At 46.7% G+C, this 20,929-nt stretch carries 14 protein-coding genes; 6 read left to right on the top strand and 8 right to left on the bottom strand.

Features of this window, described 5'->3' with window-relative positions; translation table 11 throughout:
- Window positions 1-2 precede the first annotated feature (2 nt).
- Window positions 3-818, bottom strand: coding sequence for a flagellar motor protein MotB (locus tag AC58UU_RS33800; protein ID WP_497321913.1), 816 nt, complete (start codon window positions 816-818; stop codon window positions 3-5).
- The gene (locus AC58UU_RS33795) at window positions 802-1,596 is read right to left on the bottom strand and encodes a flagellar motor protein (RefSeq protein ID WP_497321912.1); all 795 of its coding nucleotides are present in this window, start codon (window positions 1,594-1,596) and stop codon (window positions 802-804) included. The genes AC58UU_RS33800 and AC58UU_RS33795 overlap by 17 nt, the downstream gene beginning before the upstream one ends.
- A gap of 480 nt (window positions 1,597-2,076) precedes the next feature.
- Here AC58UU_RS33795 and uvrB point away from each other — a divergent pair, with 480 nt between their 5' ends.
- The 4 genes from uvrB (at window position 2,077) to AC58UU_RS33775 (ending at window position 8,005) form a co-directional block, all read left to right on the top strand.
- Window positions 2,077-4,074 carry an excinuclease ABC subunit UvrB gene (gene uvrB / locus AC58UU_RS33790; protein ID WP_497321911.1) on the top strand — a complete coding sequence of 666 codons (1,998 nt, stop codon included), beginning with the start codon at window positions 2,077-2,079 and terminating at the stop codon, window positions 4,072-4,074.
- Between the two features lie 37 nt (window positions 4,075-4,111).
- Window positions 4,112-6,994: an excinuclease ABC subunit UvrA gene (uvrA, locus tag AC58UU_RS33785; protein WP_497321910.1), complete on the top strand. Its 2,883-nt coding sequence runs from the start codon at window positions 4,112-4,114 to the stop codon at window positions 6,992-6,994.
- Window positions 6,995-7,264: 270 nt separating this feature from the next.
- Window positions 7,265-7,423 carry a hypothetical protein gene (locus AC58UU_RS33780; RefSeq protein ID WP_497321909.1) on the top strand — a complete coding sequence of 53 codons (159 nt, stop codon included), beginning with the start codon at window positions 7,265-7,267 and terminating at the stop codon, window positions 7,421-7,423.
- A 381-nt stretch (window positions 7,424-7,804) separates the two neighbouring features.
- Window positions 7,805-8,005 carry a DUF2759 family protein gene (locus AC58UU_RS33775; RefSeq protein ID WP_497321908.1) on the top strand — a complete coding sequence of 67 codons (201 nt, stop codon included), beginning with the start codon at window positions 7,805-7,807 and terminating at the stop codon, window positions 8,003-8,005.
- Window positions 8,006-8,095: 90 nt separating this feature from the next.
- On the opposite strand, the gene AC58UU_RS33770 is transcribed toward AC58UU_RS33775, so the two are convergent.
- From AC58UU_RS33770 to AC58UU_RS33745, 6 genes are all read right to left on the bottom strand, one after another.
- The gene (locus AC58UU_RS33770) at window positions 8,096-9,064 is read right to left on the bottom strand and encodes a sugar phosphate isomerase/epimerase family protein (RefSeq protein WP_171640027.1); all 969 of its coding nucleotides are present in this window, start codon (window positions 9,062-9,064) and stop codon (window positions 8,096-8,098) included.
- A 48-nt stretch (window positions 9,065-9,112) separates the two neighbouring features.
- Window positions 9,113-10,267, bottom strand: a complete 1,155-nt coding sequence (locus tag AC58UU_RS33765; RefSeq protein WP_497321907.1) for an MBOAT family O-acyltransferase — start codon at window positions 10,265-10,267, stop codon at window positions 9,113-9,115.
- A 142-nt stretch (window positions 10,268-10,409) separates the two neighbouring features.
- Window positions 10,410-11,321, bottom strand: coding sequence for a hypothetical protein (locus tag AC58UU_RS33760; protein WP_497321906.1), 912 nt, complete (start codon window positions 11,319-11,321; stop codon window positions 10,410-10,412).
- Window positions 11,322-11,855: 534 nt separating this feature from the next.
- Entirely contained in the window at window positions 11,856-13,055 is a 1,200-nt protein-coding gene (locus AC58UU_RS33755; protein ID WP_497321905.1) for a class-II aminoacyl-tRNA synthetase family protein, read from the bottom strand.
- Window positions 13,056-13,062: 7 nt separating this feature from the next.
- Window positions 13,063-13,320, bottom strand: a complete 258-nt coding sequence (locus AC58UU_RS33750; RefSeq protein ID WP_497321904.1) for an acyl carrier protein — start codon at window positions 13,318-13,320, stop codon at window positions 13,063-13,065.
- A 55-nt stretch (window positions 13,321-13,375) separates the two neighbouring features.
- Complete coding sequence (locus AC58UU_RS33745; protein ID WP_497321903.1) at window positions 13,376-16,606, bottom strand: FG-GAP repeat domain-containing protein; 3,231 nt, start codon at window positions 16,604-16,606, stop codon at window positions 13,376-13,378.
- A gap of 248 nt (window positions 16,607-16,854) precedes the next feature.
- Here AC58UU_RS33745 and AC58UU_RS33740 point away from each other — a divergent pair, with 248 nt between their 5' ends.
- Together AC58UU_RS33740 and AC58UU_RS33735 are read left to right on the top strand one after the other, a co-directional pair.
- Window positions 16,855-19,407 carry a U32 family peptidase gene (locus AC58UU_RS33740; protein ID WP_497321902.1) on the top strand — a complete coding sequence of 851 codons (2,553 nt, stop codon included), beginning with the start codon at window positions 16,855-16,857 and terminating at the stop codon, window positions 19,405-19,407.
- A gap of 194 nt (window positions 19,408-19,601) precedes the next feature.
- Window positions 19,602-20,929: hypothetical protein (locus AC58UU_RS33735; RefSeq protein ID WP_497321901.1), on the top strand; the 1,328-nt coding region annotated here is incomplete at its 3' end.

The following is a 20,929-nucleotide window of genomic DNA, read 5'->3' as shown; positions in this document are numbered from 1 at the left end:
TCTCATTTAACAGTTGTTGTTGGAGAAAGCCCATCACGCAGTACAATGATTTCGACGCGGCGATTTTTGCTGCGGTTCTCATCGCTGGTGTTGGCTACTTTTGGCATCGAATCAGCATAAGCAGTAGCAATAAATTTATTGTTATCCAGTTTGGCCGTATCACTAAAATAGCGCAGCACCGAAAGGGAACGGGCGAATGATAATCCCCAGTTATCTTTGAAAGGATTGCCTGTAGCTAGCGGCAAGTTGTCGGTATGACCTTCAATGCTCACCTTGCTGTTCAGCGTAGGGATGAGTGAAGCAAGCTTCTGTAGAATAGGAAAGGAGGCCGCTTTCAGATCCGCTTTTCCTAGGTCGAATAGGAATAAGTCATTAAGGGTGATAGCCACACCGCGTTCTGTATCACTAGCGGACACTTGTGCCTCCAGATTTTGATCCTTGATATAAGCTTGGACTTGTTTTAAAAGATCTTGAAGTTCCTTTTCGCGCTTCTCTTTTTCATTTTTCTCAGGCTTTGTTTTATCTTTCTCTTCTTTATTGTCATCTTGGCTCTGATTCTGGTTCTGAGGTGTCTGGGCATCGCCTTGCTTAGGGGTCATTTGACCACTTACGCCAAAGCCTTTATCCAAAACCGAGTCGGCTTTCTGGAATTGCATGTTTAAGGCTTGGGCCAAAACGGAATACTTTTGAACATCGACTTTACTCATTGCATACATAATAATGAAGAAAACGAGCAGAAGGGTGATTAAATCAGCGTAAGTGATGAGCCATCTCTCATGATTGACATGTTCCTCGTGCTTCTTACCTCTCCGCGCCATTATCGACATCCTCCTCTACGACTTTCTTCGTTGGTTTATCGTGGAGGAAGGAATTCAGTTTTTTCTTAATTAACTGTGGATTCTCACCGGCTTGAAGGGCAAGAATTCCTTCTAACATCAGTTCCATTTCGGAAACCATTTCTTTGCCGCGAACCTTAATTTTATTAGCAATTGGAAGATAGACCAAGTTGGCGCTCATAACACCGTATAAAGTAGCTGTGAAAGCAACAGCAATAGCAGGTCCGAGACTGGAGGGGTCGTCGAGATTACCGAGAACGTGAATGAGCCCCATAACGGTACCAATAATTCCCATGGTTGGTGCATATCCGCCTCCGGCTTCGAACACTTTTGACATATTATTAACCTGGTGCTCAATAGCGTCCATCTCAAGCTCTAGAATTTGTCTGGTCAGCTCGGGATCAGTTCCATCCACCACCATAAGCAAGCCATCTTTAAGGAAAGGATTTGTATGCTCCTGTGCGCGTTGCTCAAGGGCTAGTACTCCTTCTCGACGAGCGATCGTAGCCATATCCACCAGTTCATCAATCGTTCCCCCCGGATCTCTTTTTACTTCCTTGAAGGCAATGCCTAGAGCTTTAGGGATTTTGGCTAAAATAGAAAGCGGGAAGCTGATGGCTACTGCACCAAAGGTTCCGCCGAAAACGATTAGCATGGCACTCGGGATGATCAATGAACTAATATGACCGCCATCCCACATATACCCGCCGACTAAACCTACAAGACCCAATACTAATCCTAAAACTGTTGTCAAATCCATGACTGTACCACTCCTAATTAGCATAAAAAGAATAGGAACCATAAAGCAACCAGATAAATTCGTTGGAGCCGTTCTCCATAAAATTTATACAGGCCGTAACAGATATTGCCGTTTGCATCCATGATTCAAAAATAGTATAATGGAAAAACCAGAACAAACATTCTTATGATGGATGAATTTAGAGAATCCTTCATATTTGTGCGAATAAGTTCCATAAACTTCTATATCGGAAATAGCATAAGGAAAGTTAATAGGATAAAAGTTCGATTTATTTCGATAAAATGTAGGTTTAAAAAGTTCGCTTTTAGAACCGAGAAGGTTGGACGAAGTCCGGAGAAGGAGGAACGGAGCGTAGAGATTTCTACGTGAGTACCGGACTTCCCGGTTTCGTTCAAGATTCGATGCCGAGTTGGCTTCCTGAATGACTTAGTTATAAGAGTGAACTTTTTAAACAACCTCTATAAGTGTAGGTGATTATTGATGAGTGAACTGGTCATAAGTTCCAAGAAGTTCGAACTTGTATCCGATTTTTCTCCGCAAGGCGATCAGCCTAAAGCGATTGAGGAAATTGTTCAAAGTATACAAGCGGGTAATAAGCATCAGACGCTCTTAGGTGCGACGGGAACGGGAAAAACGTTCACAGCGGCGCAAGTCATTGCCAAGTTGAACCGTCCTACCCTGATTATTGCGCATAACAAAACGTTAGCCGCACAGTTGTGCAGTGAATTTAAAGAATTTTTCCCTCATAATGCCGTCTCCTACTTCGTTAGTTACTATGATTACTACCAACCAGAAGCCTACATTGCCTCCTCTGACACTTACATCGAGAAAGATTCCAGCATCAATGAAGAGATTGATAAGCTTCGTCACTCAGCGACAAGCTCGTTATTTGAACGCCGTGACGTTATTGTCGTAGCGAGCGTGTCGTGTATTTACGGCTTGGGTTCGCCAATTGAATATGGCAATATGCTGCTTTCTTTACGTGTAGGTATGGAGAAATCGCGCAATGAGATTTTACACAAGCTCGTGGATATTCAATATCAGCGGAATGATTTGAATTTTGTGCGCGGGACTTTTCGCGTTCGGGGAGATGTCGTTGAGATTTTTCCAGCGTCGCATGGCGAACAAGCGGTAAGAGTTGAGTTGTTTGGTGACGAAATCGAACGGATTACGGAAATCAATGTGCTCACCGGCGAGATTATCGGCGAGCGCGAGCATATCGCGATCTTCCCAGCGTCTCACTTTGTGACGCACGAAGATACGATGAAGCGCGCACTCGTGAATATTGAGCGTGAGCTTGAGGATCGTCTTGCCGTGCTGAAGGAGCAAGGAAAACTGCTCGAAGCACAAAGGCTGGAACAACGGACGCGTTATGATATGGAAATGATGCAAGAGATGGGTTTCTGCAATGGGATTGAGAATTACTCAGGACCGCTGACTTTCCGTGAGCGGGGAGCTACGCCATATACGCTTATGGACTATTTCCCAGAGGATATGCTTTTCATGGTCGATGAATCCCATGCGACTTTGCCGCAGATTCGCGCGATGTATAATGGAGACAAAGCAAGAAAAGAGGTACTAGTTGACCATGGTTTCCGTTTGCCATCGGCGCTCGATAACCGTCCACTACGCTTTGAAGAGTTTGAGGAAAAAATCAGTCAAGTTTTATATATATCAGCTACACCTGGACCCTACGAGTTGGAACATTGCCCGGAAATGATACAACAAATTATACGTCCTACGGGGCTGTTGGATCCAATCATTGAAGTAAGACCTACTAAAGGACAAATCGATGATTTAATTGCCGAAATTCATGATCGAATTCGTAAAGATGAGCGTGTGCTCGTGACGACATTAACGAAGAAAATGTCAGAAGATTTAACTGATTATTTTAAGGAAATTGGCATTAAAGTGCGCTATTTGCACTCGGATATCAAGACATTTGAACGTATGCAGATTCTACGAGATTTGCGGTTAGGTGTTTTCCATGTTCTCGTAGGTATTAACCTCCTTAGGGAAGGGCTTGATTTACCTGAGGTATCGCTGGTCGCTATTCTAGATGCGGACAAAGAAGGGTTCTTGCGTTCGGAACGATCTTTGATTCAAACTATCGGCCGTGCGGCGAGGAATTCAGACGGTCGTGTCATTATGTATGGAGATAAAATAACGGATTCCATGCAGAAAGCGATCTATGAGACGAGTCGCCGTCGAAGTCTTCAAGAAGCGCATAATGAGAAGCTGGGGATCACACCACAGACGATTGCCAAGAAAATTCGCGATGTCATTGAAGCTACGAAGGTGGCTGAACAGAAAGCGGATTATCTGGCCGACGTGAAGGGTGCGAAGATGTCGAAGAAAGATCGCGCATCGCTGATCGAGCGTTTGGAAGGTGAGATGAAAGAGGCTGCGAAGAACCTACAGTTCGAACGAGCCGCGCAGCTGCGTGATGCTATTATGGAAATGAAAGCTGACGCCTAGAAGGGGCTTCAGCTTCACATAGGAGAGGAAGGGTACTGTGTCTAGAGATCAAATCGTCATTAAAGGAGCGAGAGCTCATAATCTGAAAAATATCGATGTCACGATTCCACGTGATAAGTTTGTTGTTCTCACAGGCTTAAGTGGATCAGGGAAATCGTCGCTTGCCTTTGATACGATTTATGCAGAGGGGCAGCGCAGATATGTAGAGTCTCTATCTGCTTATGCCAGACAATTTCTAGGGCAAATGGATAAGCCGGATGTAGATTCGATTGAAGGTCTATCACCGGCTATTTCCATTGATCAGAAGACAACAAGCCGTAATCCGCGTTCCACGGTTGGGACAGTAACGGAGATTTACGACTATTTGCGCTTACTATATGCTCGAATTGGCCGTCCGCATTGTCCGACCCATGGCATTGAGATTACATCGCAAACCGTGGAACAAATGGTGGATCGCATTATGGAGTATCCGGAACGAACGAAGCTCCAGATTCTAGCTCCTCTTATTTCAGGACGCAAAGGCGAACATACGAAGCTGCTTGCCGATATTCAAAAGCAGGGATTCGTAAGGGTACGCGTCAACGGTGAAACGGTCGATCTTGCTGAGAAGATAGAACTCGACAAAAATAAAAAGCACACGATCGAGGTCGTTGTTGACCGTATCGTGATCAAAGAGGATGTTCAAACTCGTCTTGCGGATTCCCTGGAGACAGCGCTCAAGTTGGCAAATGGCCGGGTAATTGTCGATATTATTGACCAAGAAGAGTTGCTCTTTAGCCAGAACTTAGCTTGTCCGGAGTGCGGCTTCAGCGTTGAAGAATTAGCGCCGAGAATGTTTTCGTTTAACAGTCCATTCGGTGCTTGTCCCGACTGTGACGGACTAGGCAGTCAGATGATCGTTGATCCTGATTTACTTGTTCCTGATGCGAAGCTAACGATTGAAGAGGGAGCTTTCGAAGCTTGGGCAGGCAGCACTTCCAACTATTATCCGCAGTTTCTTGCGGCGGTTTGCGAACATTATTCCATTCCGCGCAATGTACCTGTTTCTGAGATAAACAGTGATCAGATGAAGGTTATCCTTTATGGAACAGGCGGGGAGAAGATTCGCTTCCGCTACGAGAATGATATGGGAGCGAGCAAGGAAGCGTTAGTTCCTTTCGAGGGTATTATTCGTAACTTGGAACGCCGATTCAAAGATACGTTCTCTGAGGGGATCAGGGAGCACATTCAGTCGTATATGAGCACGAAGCCTTGTCCGAAGTGTAAAGGACAGCGTCTGAAGCCAGAAACGTTAGCTGTGACGATCAATGGCAAAAACATTGCTCATGCAACTTCCCTTTCGATTGGTGACGCTGAAGAATGGTTCAAAGGGCTGGACTTGAATGAACGGGAGCTGACGATTTCCAATTTGATTCTCAAAGAAATCAGATCTCGCCTAGGTTTCCTAGTCAACGTAGGTCTTGATTACTTAACGATGCATCGTGCTGCAGGTACGTTATCGGGTGGAGAAGCTCAGCGGATACGCTTGGCTACTCAGATCGGTTCTAGTTTGATGGGTGTTCTTTATATTTTGGATGAGCCTAGCATCGGACTGCATCAGAGAGATAATACGCGTCTGATTCAGACGCTCGAACATATGCGTGACCTTGGTAACACATTAATCGTCGTGGAACATGATGAAGACACGATGATGGCTGCAGATTACATTATCGATATCGGTCCTGGTGCCGGTATTCATGGCGGACAAGTCATTGCGCAAGGTACGCCTAAAGAGTTGATGAAAGACGAAAACTCTCTTACTGGACAATACCTTAGCGGCAAACGTTTCATTCCAATTCCGGCAGCGCGACGTAAGCCGAATGGGAAATGGATCGAGGTCAAAGGCGCTAAAGAAAATAATTTGCGCAACGTCTCGGCGAAAGTACCACTCGGTGTATTCACCTGTGTAACAGGGGTATCCGGTTCAGGTAAAAGTACCTTGATCAACGAGATTTTGTTCAAAACCTTGTCGCGTGATTTAAACGGAGCTAAGGTACGTCCTGGTGAGCACAAGGAGATTGTAGGCCTTGAACAGATTGATAAAGTCATCGATATTGACCAATCACCGATTGGTCGTACGCCACGCTCGAATCCAGCAACGTATACCGGTGTATTTGACGATATCCGTGATGTTTATGCGAATACGAACGAAGCCAAGGTTCGCGGTTACAAGAAGGGCCGCTTCAGCTTTAACGTGAAGGGCGGCCGTTGTGAGGCATGTCGTGGAGACGGCATCATCAAGATCGAGATGCACTTCTTACCGGACGTGTACGTGCCTTGTGAAGTCTGTAAAGGCAAGCGATACAACCGTGAGACGATGGAAGTGAAGTACAAAGGCAAGAGCATTTCCGAAGTGTTAGAGATGACGATTGAAGACGGCTGCGAGTTCTTCAAGAACTTGCCGCGTATTCATCGTAAGCTGACGACACTTCTGGATGTGGGGCTGGGCTACATGACCCTCGGCCAGCCAGCAACCACGCTGTCCGGCGGCGAAGCCCAGCGTGTGAAGCTCGCGGCGGAGCTCTACCGCCGCAGCACAGGCAAGACGATCTACATCCTGGATGAGCCCACTACGGGGCTCCACATCCACGATATTGATCGTCTGCTGAAGGTGCTTCACCGTCTCGTCGAGAACGGTGAAACGGTGCTTGTCATCGAGCATAACCTCGATGTGATCAAGACGGCGGACCACGTCATCGATCTAGGCCCCGAGGGTGGTACCCGCGGTGGACTGATCGTGGCTGCCGGTACGCCGGAGGATGTCGTGAAGGTGGCCGGGTCCTACACCGGCCAGTACTTGAAACCGATCCTTGAACGGGATCGGGAGCGCTCTGAGAACTACGCAAAGCGCCTTGCAGTGCTAGAAGAATCAGTCGGCTAGTAAGTTACCCGAATAAGCTTGGCTCACGATACAAGAGATCGTGACGCCAAGCTTATTTTGTTCTTTTGTCACAATTCCGACTAACATACCTTCAATTTTGTTAAGACTTAATTGAATGATACAAGCTTCGACAATTTAACCCTCTATCACAAAGAGGGAGAATAGACCTATAATTAGGTTATAAGTTGCATACGAAAATATCCCATTTACTAACTATCCATGATCGAGGATATAAGCAGTTCTAATCTATCTACTTTATGGAGGCTTGTTATGAAACCGACGTTAGAGTTACAACAGATTATTTCTGCTTTAGGTATTGACCCTTTTCGATTCTTAGCTTGGCAGGAGAAAGAATTAGCAGAAAAACTACAAAGCGCATACATCGAGGAGCATAAAGAATTCGACCCCGTGTACGGACTAGTCGTTTAAGAAATGCAAATCTATGAAAACATAGAACCCGAAATGTCCCTTGATAGGGATTTCGGGTTATTTTTTTTGTCGCTTGTGTATAAAGTTAAGCATTGAATCTCGGCATACCCAGAGTTATAAATATTCGAAGAGATGGACATTTTATACTTACGAGGCAGGTTTGAGAAATCCCGGTTCATCATGAAACAATCATTGATTTGATTTATGGGCTCCGATGAAACCATTCATTCACGGCCTTGTGATGTGGTCAAGCCCTGCAAAAGGTGACAAACTTGTTACACATCAGTGTAATCACTTGCATCTAGTGCTCAATCAAGCTAACATAGAATTAAAATAGCAGGACGTGTGCCTTGCACCGAGTTACTATAAGGAGGTTTCACCATGTTATTAGCGGAAGCAGCAGCAACAACAAGTACGTATACAAGCTTTGATATTTATGTTTTAATCTTCACAGCGGTTATCGCAATTGCGGTCATTAGACAGTTGATTAACCCACGAAGAAATTTGTTTGCCCTGGGGTTTGCATTAGTTTCCTTGGCCGTGTTCGGCTTTATGGATTACGTTATGATCAGCGGTTGGTAATTTCGAGTTAACAAGATAAAAAGCCCGCAGGACCAAGATCGTAAGATCAACGGCTCCTGCGGGCTTTTTTGTTTTATTTAAAGCGAATGCTTATACCCACCACATTTCACCAAGAGGTTCCTTGATGAGTACTTGTTGCAGATTTTGCACCGCTTTGGAGAATCCTTCTTCAACGGACATCAAACCGTCTTCGTGCTCGATGCTCACGACATAGTCATAACCAACAAGGCGCAGAGCGCTAATGATGTCAGCCCAAACTTTCATATCGTGACCATAACCGACGGAACGGAACTGCCAAGCGCGGTCAAGCATGTTAGCATAGGATTGCATGTCTGTTACACCATAGCGGTTCACATTGTTAACATCAACCGATGTATCTTTAGCATGGAAATGGTGAATCGCTCCGGCACGGCCAAGAATTTGCACGGCTTGAACAGGATCGATACCTTGCCACCACATATGACTCGGGTCAAGATTTGCTCCGATCGCATCGCCTGCTGCTTCACGCAGACGAAGGAGGGTTGCAGGCGTATGTACGGAGAAACCACCGTGCAGCTCCAGTCCAATTTTAATATTACGGTCGGAAGCGTACTTGCCTGTCTCTGTCCAGTAAGGAATAATTTTGTTCCCCCACTGCCAGTCCAGAATCTCTTGGAAATCGTTCGGCCAAGGCGCTACCGGCCAGTTCGGATACTTCGCATCCTCATGGTCGCCAGGACAGCCAGAGAACGTATTAACTACAGGTACCTCTAGACGCTCAGCAAGATCAATCGTTTGTATAATAGCATCATGAAACTCTTTAGCAATGTGTTTTTGCGGGTGCAGCGGGTTACCGTGGGCGCTAAGTGCGCTGATTGTCAAACCGCGGGATTCCACCGCATGTTTAAATGCTTTTAGTTTTCCTGCATCTGCGAGAAGTTCGCTTGGGTTGCAATGAGCTGTACCGGGATAGCCCCCTGTACCAATTTCAACAGCATCTAAGCCTTTTGCAGCAATGTAATCCAACGCTTCCTCGAAAGGTTTTCCACCGAACAGAACCATAAAAACGCCTAACTTCATTAGGTACACCTCCATAAATGGTAAACAACCATACAAATTATACCACTATCATCCAGTAAAATGAAGCAAGCCTTTATAGATCCGAAGTACAGTCTCATAATTGGAGCTATAGATAATAACCGAGAACGTAACCAACGCTTGTGTCACGAAACAACGGAAGTAGAAATAGGTTTTGGATACTTTCTTTTTATTAACGGTAGTGATTTTAAACATATTTTCGATGGCAAGAATGATCCCATGGTAGAGCCCGTAGAAGAAATAAAGCCATGTAAAACCATGCCACAGACCAATCAAGACCATAATCAGAACGGACAAGCTAGAGGCTACCCAGCGGGACGGAGCAGTACGGGAGAAGAACATGAAGATATGGTCTCGGAAAAAATCACCTAACGTCGCGTGCCAATTTCGCCAAAACTGCGTCATGGAAGGCGAGAAGAGTGGACGCTTGAAGTTCTCAGGCATCGTATAGCCCATCAATCGCCCAAAGCCGATCGCCATATCGGAATAACCGGAGAAATCAAAGTAAATGAGTGCATAGAACCAGATCAATAGAAATAACGACTGATGGGTGTGCAGATCTTGCTTTAGCACTTGATCGAAAACGCTGGTCATCCAGGTGACCACAACAATTTTCTTGAATAATCCTAAAATAATCCGTTTCACACTGTCTTCAAAAAGAGCGGCATCTACGCTATAAGGCGTTTTGCTATCGGCCATGAAATCACGGAATTTTAAAATCGGTCCTGATGTAAAAGTTGGAATGAATAGCAGGTAATTCGCGTAGTCAATGGCTGGAACTTGGCCGTCTTTACCGAAGAAATAAGCAAAATAATAAGCATCAATCACTTTAAGAACGTTATAAATGAGGCCTAAATAGATGATAGCATCGAACAATGGATTGTGAAAAATGTCCATGACGAAAAGCCGAACACCGAGAAACACACCTACAACATTAGCGGCAATCGCGAAAATAAAGGTTGCTTTACGCCATAACGTCGTTCGGCATAGATAAACAAAGCCAGCATAATTAATGACCGTAAGAGCGGCATAGAAAATAAGCAGCTTCTGGCTGAACAGCAGCAGAAAGCAGAGGCTGAAAATAATCATCAGAATGCGTTTGTTATTAGCCCACTTGCGGGTGAGCATCAGAACGGCAACCATGCCAATCATAGCGATAATTGCGTTCATGTGCATATAAAACATAGCTATAGAACTCCTCGCTTCGAAAGCTTGATCAGTCTCATCTTAGACTTCTAGAAGATTTAGAAATATTAGAATTTCTCGTAGATAAACAAGCCCTTGCCAGTAAAGTAGATGAAAACCAAATACAGCATCACGAGATAGATCAGGACTTCGATGGTTTTCCTAAGGATTTTAACCATGTGTCTACCTCCTTCGTAAATAGCGGCGCGCCCTCTTCGCGGTTCAAGTGGACAAGGTCATGGAAATAGCGTGGATCGTATTTGTGCAGCAAATCCAGCGTAGGCACATTCGCAGCTTGCAGCTGGCGGTTTGCCTCTTGCATCAAGGAGGCGACGTAAGGCGGATCCGCATAGCCTTTGTTCCACGGCATCCAGATCACACGCAGAGGAAGTTGATGCTTATTCGCATACTGGATAACCCATTGCAGAGCATCCAAATTTGCCTGAAAATCCTTTAGTGTCATGGAACCGAAACGTTTGTCATAATCGGTCCATTTCGTCTTTAGGAAAGCATCGTCTTTGCGACCGGGGTACAGCTCTTTATCAATCCAGCGGGGCTCGTAGGCTAGGCTGCCTTTACGCAAATTACGGGCAAACTCTTCACCGGAGTCCCGGAAATAGTCTCGGTACGTGTAAACATAAGGCTGATACCAGGGTTTGAACCATTGGTAGGTTGGATCGGTTTCAAGTGAGTCCAGCATGGTGTGAACATCGATACCGATCACAAGCTCATCCTTTACCTGATAAAAGTTATTCGATAGGATGGCTTTCAGGTCGGTTAGCTTTCCATAGGAAAGCCCCATCTCAACCAAATGGGCTTCGGATTTCTCTTCGATATATGCACCTGTAACGGACGAATTACCGAAGAAAACCGGACCCGATTGGGACCAGCCGTGATGGTAGAGCGTTTTGGTAAAGTCGTTTTTGTAAAAACGGCGCGAACTAACCATCGGGTTCCACCAGGAAATGAGCAGGTCGGAGACGACGATTGCCAGCAGCAGGCCGAGTACGAAGCTATTTTTTTTGAGAAATGCAGCTACTTTCAACGGTATCACTCATTATCTTTGTATAGGATGGACGCTTCATACGTTTGGCTTACCATAGAGAACGTATGAAGCATTAGTTGGCCCACAGCTGACAAGGAACTGTATATCGTACAGCTAATGTCGGCGTGTGGGCCATGTGATGTTACTTTGTTGTAAAAATTTGTATCCAGCGCCCTCGAGGAATCAACGAGCTCCACGAGTATAAGCACCGTACACCCGACGAATCCACGAACTCATCACCCCAAACTTGGGGTGAAGTTGCATTTTGTGCAACAATACTTTTAATTCCTTCAGCATATTGGCTATATGTTGTATAAAATACAACAGTTCAGAGAGATTTTCATCATATTAGTCATTTTGGACCAGAATTGTTGTACGAAATGCAACTTTGCTGCTGGTAAAGACCACTTTATCGAGATATTGTTGTACAAAATACAACTTAGACGGTCGAGGTAACACTCGACGAGATTCACTCATTGATGATCAGTCAATGGTATCTACTTTCGACATAGAAAGTAGTTAGAGATAGATCAAACAAAGCACTTACAGCGCCTTCTCCTGCCAAGCATGGTACTGCTCACGGAATGTAGCAGGCCACTGCTGCTCGTCGAGACCGTACTGCGCCAAGAACGCGAACGCCCAGCGTTCGATTCCAAAGCCTACACAGCCTGTAACGGCGTTGCGCTTGCCCATTTTAATATTAAAAGCATTCCCGAACGTGTTGCTATGGAAATTTACAGAGGAACAGGCGATTGACTTCTTCACATGAGGAATGCTCAAGCGCAGCTCATATTTCATCTCTTGATTGCGTTGGAAAGACGCTTTCACTTGGAAATCGTTCGTGAAGAACGGGTCGTTGGCGATCTCCATCATGCTGTCCACGTTCCATTCAACGGCAAGCTCTTTGAGATATTCGATCGATTTTAGGCGATTTTCTTTGACGAAGTCTGGTTTACCGACGAAAATAATTTCGCGCATCGAGAAGTCGAGCAGACGACCGAAATCGGTGTGGTTTTTGGACTCGAAGCGGTGACATTTCGCAATAGCTGTAACGACGATGCCGTCACCCTCAAGCGTTTCATTCTCTAGGCCTTCATAGCAGTGATAACAAGTAGAAGGGTTCATCATGAAGTTCGGTTTCACCATGTTGTTATCAAGCGCCAGCGGCTGCTCTTGGCTCCAACCGCCAGCTTCACGGATGGATTGGGAGAAGGACTCAATGACATCCAGATCTTCACGTAGATGAGTCACGAAATGAATGTGCTCCGGGAAAGAAGTGAAATGATTCGTTTTATTCAAAGTGTGACTATGAATAACAGCAGGATAAGACTCTTCCTGCATGCCTTCGAAACGCTTGGCGATCTTCGTTACAAAGGAATAATCGAAGAAACGCATTAAGCTGGAGAAAGGCTCACGGAAAATAAAAAGGCCGGGCTCCAACACTTTAATTGCTTTACGTTCTACAAGCTCAGCGATAATATCGCCTTCGTAAGGAGTATCGACTTTGTTCTCGAATAGAATGTTTTCTTTGAAGCCGAAATCGCCATGGGAGAAACGTTCAATGAGACGCTGAACCCGTTCGGTAATACCTTCGTTACCATTCGGAGAGTTATGGGTAATGATAATGTGACCATCCACAAGGGTAATATCCTGAATATGCTCATCGGCAAAGGCGGACGCGTATTTGACTTGTCCATGCTGACTTTCAGCCAGGCCTTCTAAAGAAATTTTACATGTCATCATGAGTGGGTTACCTCGCAGTCTTCTTGGAAATAAAATCGGCAATTTCGCTTACCGTGTTCATGGAGTACAGCATTAAATCTTGATTCGTCACTTGGATGCTGTATGTTTTTTCGATATGGGCGATAAGCGCTGTGGCGCCGATGGAGTCAATGAAGCCATAATCAAAGAGATGAACTTCAACATCAAAATCATCGTCATCCTCAGCAATTTCATAACGCTCACGAATATGCTGTTCAAGCTGCGCTAATAATTCTTCATTAGACATGTTGGAAAGCCTCCTGGTTAACATAAAAGTGGTAATAAGATAAAGGAACGTTAGTTCACTTTGCGGTAAAAGAAAGTGTCGTCAAATCACCGTATCGGGTGATGGTATACATATGTGTTTGAGCGTCATGCTCGATCTTGGCATCGGATCCATCAAAGAGTAGCTCTGTAGGACTGAATACCTTCACTTGCTGCAGACCTGCTGATTTCAGGACTAATTGATGAGTATTTCCTTGCTGTGTCAGCTCAAAAGGAACATTAGAACGCACGACATGGAATTTTTCCTTGGTCGCTCCAATACCGATGGAGGATGGCTTAGCCAAACCTAGATAGAATCGGTTGTCAATTGTCGTGTAAATATCCGAATCACTTTGTAGGGAGTATAGGGCAAGTTTTTCGCCTTTTTCGATCATGACACCCAGTGTCGCAGCATACTCGCCAGCCAGGCTTGGCACCTTGTCGATATTCGGTGTCAAAGTGGCATGGAAGTGTGGACTGCTGCCAGCTAATCGATCTTTCAGCTTGTCCCATAAATAAGAAGCCCATGACTGGCTAATACGAACTTCGCTTTTTAAAGCAGTTAAGAATGACTTTGCCATCTGGGTTTCGGTCATAAAATTATAATCATGCTTCATACGAAGCTTGTTAAAGTAGTCAGCAAATTCGGTTAAATCTGCAACTTTGGATGGTACGGGAAAATGGTACTCGATGTGCTCGAAATAATCAATCGGCATGTCCAATTTAACCATCGATTCGAAAACGTCCGTCGTTGCATAATCTCCTGTCCGCAGTACTGGCGTCGGTGTATGAATCAGCATCGTATGATCCGTATTCCCTTGTTTATCCTGTAATAGGAAGGGAAGCGACCAAATCTCTTCCGGACGTGGAATAACGGGCGAATCGGGCGATAAAAATCCGAAATTGTACCATAATCCTTGCTGCTGTTCATTTTCCAGTGTTTGCTGGTGGTCTATGTTATTGATGCGCCACGTGTGTTGGTTCGTTCCAAGGTGCAGCCAAGGGATGCCGAGCTTATCGAAAGCTTTCTTGTGAAGGGAAAGCTCGATGCGTTCCTGCTCAGCACTTTTGAAATTATGCACGAACACGTGCGGATCTATTTGCAAATGATTGTCACGCGCGTATTGGATGAACTCCTTCAACTCTGCTTGATAAGGAAACTGCGGGTCGTCGATCGAAACGGGGGACCCGAATTCGATACCGCCGACGACCAGGTCGTCTTTACCGTCGTGATTAAGATCTATCCAAAGCGGGACGGAGTAGTGGCCTGCAACCAAGGCGTGATCGCCAACTTGGTTCAGGGTTGTGCCCTGTAGGGGACCCGCATCAGCCCAAGCGCCAGCGTTTTCTTGGGTGAACACCTGTAGGTCCCCATCGCTGCTGCCGACCACGATATCGAGTCGGCCATCGCCGTTGATGTCACGCACGGATGGTGCGGCGTGCGTGGCATGCTGCGGCAGCGGGAATAGTGCGCTGCCCTGCTCGAGCGTGAGGGCCGCTGCGCTGCGGCCCTTGTAGAGCCATACTTGTCCATCGGCTCCGCCTAGGACAAGGTCGAGCTTGCTGTCGCCATCGACGTCGGCGACGAACGGCGCTGCAGGCCCTCCGGGCAGCTGCAGCGGCTTCCCGCCCGCGAGCAGCGCCGCGGGCTTCGCGAACCTGCCGCTAGCGAGCTGCGGCAGAAGCCGTACCGCCCCGGACTCGTCGGAGACGACGAGGTCCGTGCGGCCATCCCCGTTCACGTCTGCGGCGTGAACGGCACTGTAAGGGCCAAGCTGGAGCGGCTCGCCGGTCTCCAGCAACAGCTTCACAGGCGCGCCGAACGTATCCGGCAGCGCCAAGCCCTCAGGCGGCGGCTCACTCGTATAGGCCGCCGCGTCAACACCTTGATTCGTGTACACATACACGAATCCGTCCGAGCTGCCGACCACGAGGTCCGTGCGGCCGTCGCCGTTCATATCCGCGGCCGTCGGGTACGCGCGGTAAGGCAGCTCAATCGCGCTCGACAGATCGCGATATTGTGGAAACAAAGCCTGCCGCAGGGGCTTGCCGGCAGCCATCACGTGCAGCCCGCTCGCGTAACCCGAGCCGGGCAGCTCACCGACGAACTTCGGCTGCGCGTTCGTCCCCGTATTGAGCTGCACCGTCACGCTCTCGCGCCATTGCCCCCAGTAGAAGGCGTTCCGCACGAGAGTAAACGAGGGAATCTCGTTATATTCCTTCAGCTTCTCTGCCCAAGCAATGCCGTCCTTTTGCCCAATTGCCGGCATCGCCTCAAAATGATTCTGAAAGGCCATAGCAGGCCTTCCGTAAGGGCCAAGGATTTTTTTCACACTGTAACCAAGTGTTTCTTTCGATACATAAGCCAGCAGCTCACTGCGATACTGCATGTTCGCTGCAGCAAAAGCAAAGTTAAAGTAAGGCTCAATCGGTAACGTTTTTCTATTGAAATACGTTGTTCCCGGAACCTGTTTCATTGCTGCTTGGTACTTTGCAGGTAGCTGAGAGAAGCCTAGCTTCGGATCCATGCCGCTCATCATGTCATAGCCTGTTAGGAAGTACCGGTTAGGCAGAAAGTTACTGCTGATCAGTACGGTGCCCTTTCCAACGCGGTTCTGCATAACTAGCGATACAGGCTTCCCTGCCGTATTCACGGCAACTATCGTTTGACCAGTAGAAGGAACGAAGCCATATCCCAAGTTAAAGCCGGGCAAGTCTTCCAGTGAATTATGTTTGAGGTAGCTCTGGCTAAACAATTGAAAAGTTTGCTGTATACCTTGCAGATTAACAGGTACCTGCGGGTAGCTCAGACTCTGTGTTGATGCTGCCAATTGGGGTCCACCCAAGCTCGTGAGCTGCATTTTTTTTAAGTCCACAACCTCTGTAGCACCTATGAATTCCGGTGTAAAGCTGGTAGAGAACCCATTTTCAACTAATAAATGTCCACCCTGCTTCACGAATGTTATGAGTTTCGAAGCTTGTTCCGCCCACCCGGCATCTTGCGTAAGGGCAGGATCCAGATAAATCGCATCGTATTTACGAAGCTGGCTCGTTGATAGGGAAGGCAGGTTTTGTTTGTCAATGTGAACGCCTGCTTGCAAGGTTTGCTGAAAATTTCCATAGGCTGCCGCATCATAATGATCCCCGCTCGTCGCATAGAGGAGCTTAGTTTCATCTGCTTTTGGTAAAAATAGTAGAAGGATGAATATAAATAGGATACTGATGACGCCTAGTCCGATCAATAGTTTAAGAACGCGAATTTTCGACAAAACCAAAGGTATCCCTCAATTACTAAAAAGGTCACTATCCTTGCCATTATAGCATTCATAGGAAACTTTGTTAACTTCTAAAGGGTTTCAGCTTGAGGAGGAAACGTTTGACAATGAGGCGTAACTGTCGGATATTGGCTAAGCTTGTAATTACCTCCCGCCCTAGATTCCTACCTACCCTTTCTGTTACACTAAAGAGAAGACTTTGAGGATGACCCGAGGATCTACTATTGAAAGGATTTGCTGCCATGCGTACGATACGCAGAGAAGATATAGAATTGTTGGCCCCTGCGGGGGATTGGGATTGTTTGAGAGCGGCTGTTGCCAATGGGGCGGATGCCGTGTTTTTTGGTGTGGAGAAATTTAATGCTAGAGCACGCGCACATAACTTTACGATGGCTGAACTGCCGGATATTATGTCGTTTCTTCATCTATATGGAGTAAAGGGCTTCCTGACCTTCAACATCCTTGTGTTTGAGGAAGAACTGAATGATGCGAAACAATTAATAGATGCATGTGTGGACGCCGGTGTGGACGCGGTCATTGTACAGGATCTTGGTCTGGTTAAAATGATTCGTCAGATCTCCCCGGATTTCCCGATTCACGGATCCACACAGATGACAATTACATCGCCTGAGGCGGTTGAATTTACGAAACCGTTCGATATTGAACGCGTTGTTTTGGGACGCGAAAATAACTTGAAGCAGATTAAACAAATCGGCGATCAAGCGAAGCTTCCAATGGAAGTATTCGTACATGGTGCGCTTTGTGTATCTTATTCCGGTCAGTGTCTGACTTCTGAAATGTGGGGCGGGCGTTCCGCTAACCGCGGAGAATGCGCACAAGCCTGCCGCTTGCCGTATGATCTGATGGTCGATGGCGTGCAAAAGCCGATGGGCGATGTCACGTATTTGCTGTCGCCAAAGGATTTGGCAGCGATAGAGATCGTGCCGGAGCTAATTGAAGCTGGCGTACGCTCTTTCAAAATTGAAGGGCGTCTGAAAACCCCTGAATATGTGGCCAATGTCGTGAGCAAGTACCGCCGTGCGATTGACCGTTATTTCGATGGGGAGGATGCTCGTCCGACCAAAGAAGAGGTTCGTGAGCTGCAGCAAAGCTTCTCACGTGGATTTACCGTTGGGTTCCTGCAAGGAACCAACAATAAGCAGCTCGTCGACGGCACGTTTCCAAAGAGCCGTGGGGTTTTCGTGGGCCGCATCAAGCAGATTTTGCGCGATGGCGTGATCTGTGAGCTGGAGGCGCCACTCAAGCGCGGTGACGGGCTTGTTTTCGACGCCGGGGATCCGACGAAGAAGGAAGAAGGCGGGCGCATCTATGATTTGCGCCGCAAGGGAGAGAAGCTCGAAGGTGAAGCCGAGGGCGGACTCATCGAGATCATTATGGGACGTAATGATGTGGAGCTAGGTCGTCTACATGTCGGGGACCGTATCTGGAAGACGAATGATCCTCAGCTGGACAAGCGCCTGCGCCAGACGTTTGAGACCGACAAGCCTTACCGAACTTTCCCGGTAAGCGTGAAGGTCAGCGGTGTAGAGGGCGAGCCGCTCAAAAGCTGGTGGACAGATATTCAAGGCGGACATACCGTCTTCGTACAATCCGAGCTTCCGCTGGTTCGCGCGGAGAAAAGACCGATGGACGAACAGCTCTTTACGGAGCAGTTCGGACGCCTTGGCGGTACGATTTATGCGCTCAGTCAGCTGGATGTGCAGCTGACCGGCGAGCTGATCGTGCCGATGCGTGAACTTAACAGCATGCGCCGCATGGCTGTGGAGCTGTTGGAAGACGAGCGGCAGAAACCACCGGCTTACATGAAGCGTGAAATCGGCGTGTATGACGACGTGATTCAGTCAGCTGCTGAGGCAGCTATCACCAACGCTGCCGCGAATGCTCCTGCGCTTTCCCTAGCGGAACGCAAGGCTGTGGAGCTTACTGCACTTTGCCGTAACCTGGATCAGGTGAAGGCCGTGCTTGAGACAACGGAAATCGAGTTTATTTATGCGGATTTCGAATTTATTAAGCAGTTCCCTGCGGCCGTGGAAGCCGTTCGTGCAGCCGGGCGCAAAATCGCCTTGGTGACACCGCGTATTCATATGCCAGGGGAAACGGGCTATTTTAACCATATATTAAAGCTTAATCCGGATGCGGTATTGATCCGCAATACGGGCGCAGCTTACTTCTTCTTAAAGCATCGGTTGGAAAATCCGGACGCGCCGAAACCGCAGTTAATCGGGGATTTCTCGCTCAATGTGGCCAACCACAAAACGGCTGCCTTGTTCCTAGAAGCGGGTCTTTCGAAGATTACGCCTTCGTACGATTTGAACATTCAGCAAATGGTCGATTTGCTTCGCCGTACTGAGACCTCGAAACTTGAGGTTGTTATCCATCAGCACATGCCGATGTTCCATACGGAGCACTGCGTGTACTGTACGTTCCTGAGCGAGGGCACTGACTTTACAAACTGCGGTCGTCCTTGTGAAGATCACAGCGTTTCTTTGCAGGACCGTGTCGGTATGTCTCACCCGGTGCGTGTCGATGAAGGCTGTCGTAATACGGTGTATAATGCGGTGGATCAATCTGGTGCCGAGTACTTGAGTCATTTCATGGACTTAGGTATCCGCTCCTTCCGTGTTGAGTTCCTTGAAGAGACGCCAGACAAGGTACGAGAAATTCTCGACCTGTACCGTCGCGCGATTGACGGTGAGATTAGCGGTACGCAAGTATGGCGTTCGTTGAAAGCGACGAACCAACTTGGTGTAACTCGCGGTCAGCTCGTGAAGTAGAGGATCTATAGAGTGGAAAACAACAAACCCAGTGCCGCATAGGTACTGGGTTTGTTGTTTTCTGTAAGAAAAGGAAAAGCGGAGTGCTAAATATTTCCCTCATTTATTGTCATTTGTTTAATGTCCTGAATAATATGTTACAGCTAATGCCTAAGCCTGATGGACATAAGAAGAAAGGATGACGATAGATAACAATGAAAAGGACATATAAGTTCACCGAGATTGCTGGTAAAATCGGAAAAACGCGAGCAGCTGTAGTGGGATGGTCAAATTATTTTCGCGAATTTCTTCCGACTAAGGCTGTTGGCGGATCCTTAAGGTACACAGAAGAAGCCATCGAAATTTTTGAGATCATTTCCAAGATGAGTGATGCCAATAAACCGCTTAAATTTATAAAAGAACATTTACAGGAAATGCGTCAGAGGGCAATTATCGCACTCAATGATGAAAAGCCTTTAACCCCTACACCTACTATTGTCCCTAGCTCCAATTTACCTCCTTCCGTAAACAACCCAATCTTAACTCCAGTTATGAATAACTCAAACTTGCAATTAAGTAAAGAAACAATGGAATTAAGTAACATGGTACAGCGCCTCAAACGAAAGATAGAAGCGAATAAATCTCCAAGGAATTTAAAGGACCATATAGACGAACTGAATCAACAGGTTGGTATATCGTCTGCAGCAAGTGGCAGGCTTTTGTCACCTATGACGGATAACTCAAACTCTCAGTTCGTTCAATTAAGTAATGAAGTTGCGGAACTTTGTAACATCATCCATACTCTCGCACAAAAGGTTAACGAAGTTTCGGGCGGTTCTAAGGAAGTAATGGAACTGCGAAACGTGATCCAGATTCTTACCCAAAATATAGCTGACATGTCCGAACAGGACATTAGAACTGAAGTTTCTACCACAATTGAATTACTGAACAGACAAATTGAGGGTGTTTCTACAGAAGTAACAGGGCTGCAGAATGCGATCCACACCGTTCAACAAAAAGTAACTGAGGCTTCGGATCGAGATCTCAAAGGTGAAATACTTATTGCCACAACGGAGTTACTGAACCAACGCTATGAAGGCGTATCGGAGGATGTAAAGAACCTGCGTAATGGGATTCATCTCCACAAGCAGAAGGTAAGTGAAATGTTGGAGCAAGAATTCCGAAGTGAAATGCTGGAGCAAGAAATCCGAAGTGAAATGTTGGAGCAAGAAATCCGAAGTGAAATAAACGCTGCTGCAGAATCGCTAGACAAACGCTATGACACCATATCTGAAGAAGTAACGGAACTACGAAGCGTGATCCAGATTCTCACCCAAAAGGTAACTGAGGTGTTTGAACAAGACATCAAAAGTGAGGTTGTTACCACAATTGAATTACTGAACAGACAAATTGAGGGTGTTTCTACAGAAGTAACAGGGTTGCAGAATACGATCCACACCGTTCAACAAAAGGTAACTGAAGCTTCGGATCGAGATCTCAAAGGTGAAATACTTACTGCCACAACGGAGTTACTGAACCAACG

Source organism: Paenibacillus sp. JT22N1 (genome assembly GCF_059692155.1).
Note: the sequence above shows the minus strand (reverse complement) of the source record. Positions and strands in the feature narration are given on the sequence as shown.

Excerpts from the sequence above, each read along its gene's own strand:
- AC58UU_RS33800 (WP_497321913.1), bottom strand. The coding sequence starts at position 818 with ATGGCGCGGAGAGGTAAGAAGCACGAGGAACATGTCAATCATGAGAGA.
- AC58UU_RS33795 (WP_497321912.1), bottom strand. The coding sequence starts at position 1,596 with ATGGATTTGACAACAGTTTTAGGATTAGTATTGGGTCTTGTAGGTTTA.
- uvrB (WP_497321911.1), top strand. The coding sequence starts at position 2,077 with ATGAGTGAACTGGTCATAAGTTCCAAGAAGTTCGAACTTGTATCCGAT.
- AC58UU_RS33780 (WP_497321909.1), top strand. The coding sequence starts at position 7,265 with ATGAAACCGACGTTAGAGTTACAACAGATTATTTCTGCTTTAGGTATT.
- AC58UU_RS33775 (WP_497321908.1), top strand. The coding sequence starts at position 7,805 with ATGTTATTAGCGGAAGCAGCAGCAACAACAAGTACGTATACAAGCTTT.
- AC58UU_RS33770 (WP_171640027.1), bottom strand. The coding sequence starts at position 9,064 with ATGAAGTTAGGCGTTTTTATGGTTCTGTTCGGTGGAAAACCTTTCGAG.
- AC58UU_RS33765 (WP_497321907.1), bottom strand. The coding sequence starts at position 10,267 with ATGTTTTATATGCACATGAACGCAATTATCGCTATGATTGGCATGGTT.
- AC58UU_RS33755 (WP_497321905.1), bottom strand. The coding sequence starts at position 13,055 with ATGATGACATGTAAAATTTCTTTAGAAGGCCTGGCTGAAAGTCAGCAT.
- AC58UU_RS33750 (WP_497321904.1), bottom strand. The coding sequence starts at position 13,320 with ATGTCTAATGAAGAATTATTAGCGCAGCTTGAACAGCATATTCGTGAG.
- AC58UU_RS33740 (WP_497321902.1), top strand. The coding sequence starts at position 16,855 with ATGCGTACGATACGCAGAGAAGATATAGAATTGTTGGCCCCTGCGGGG.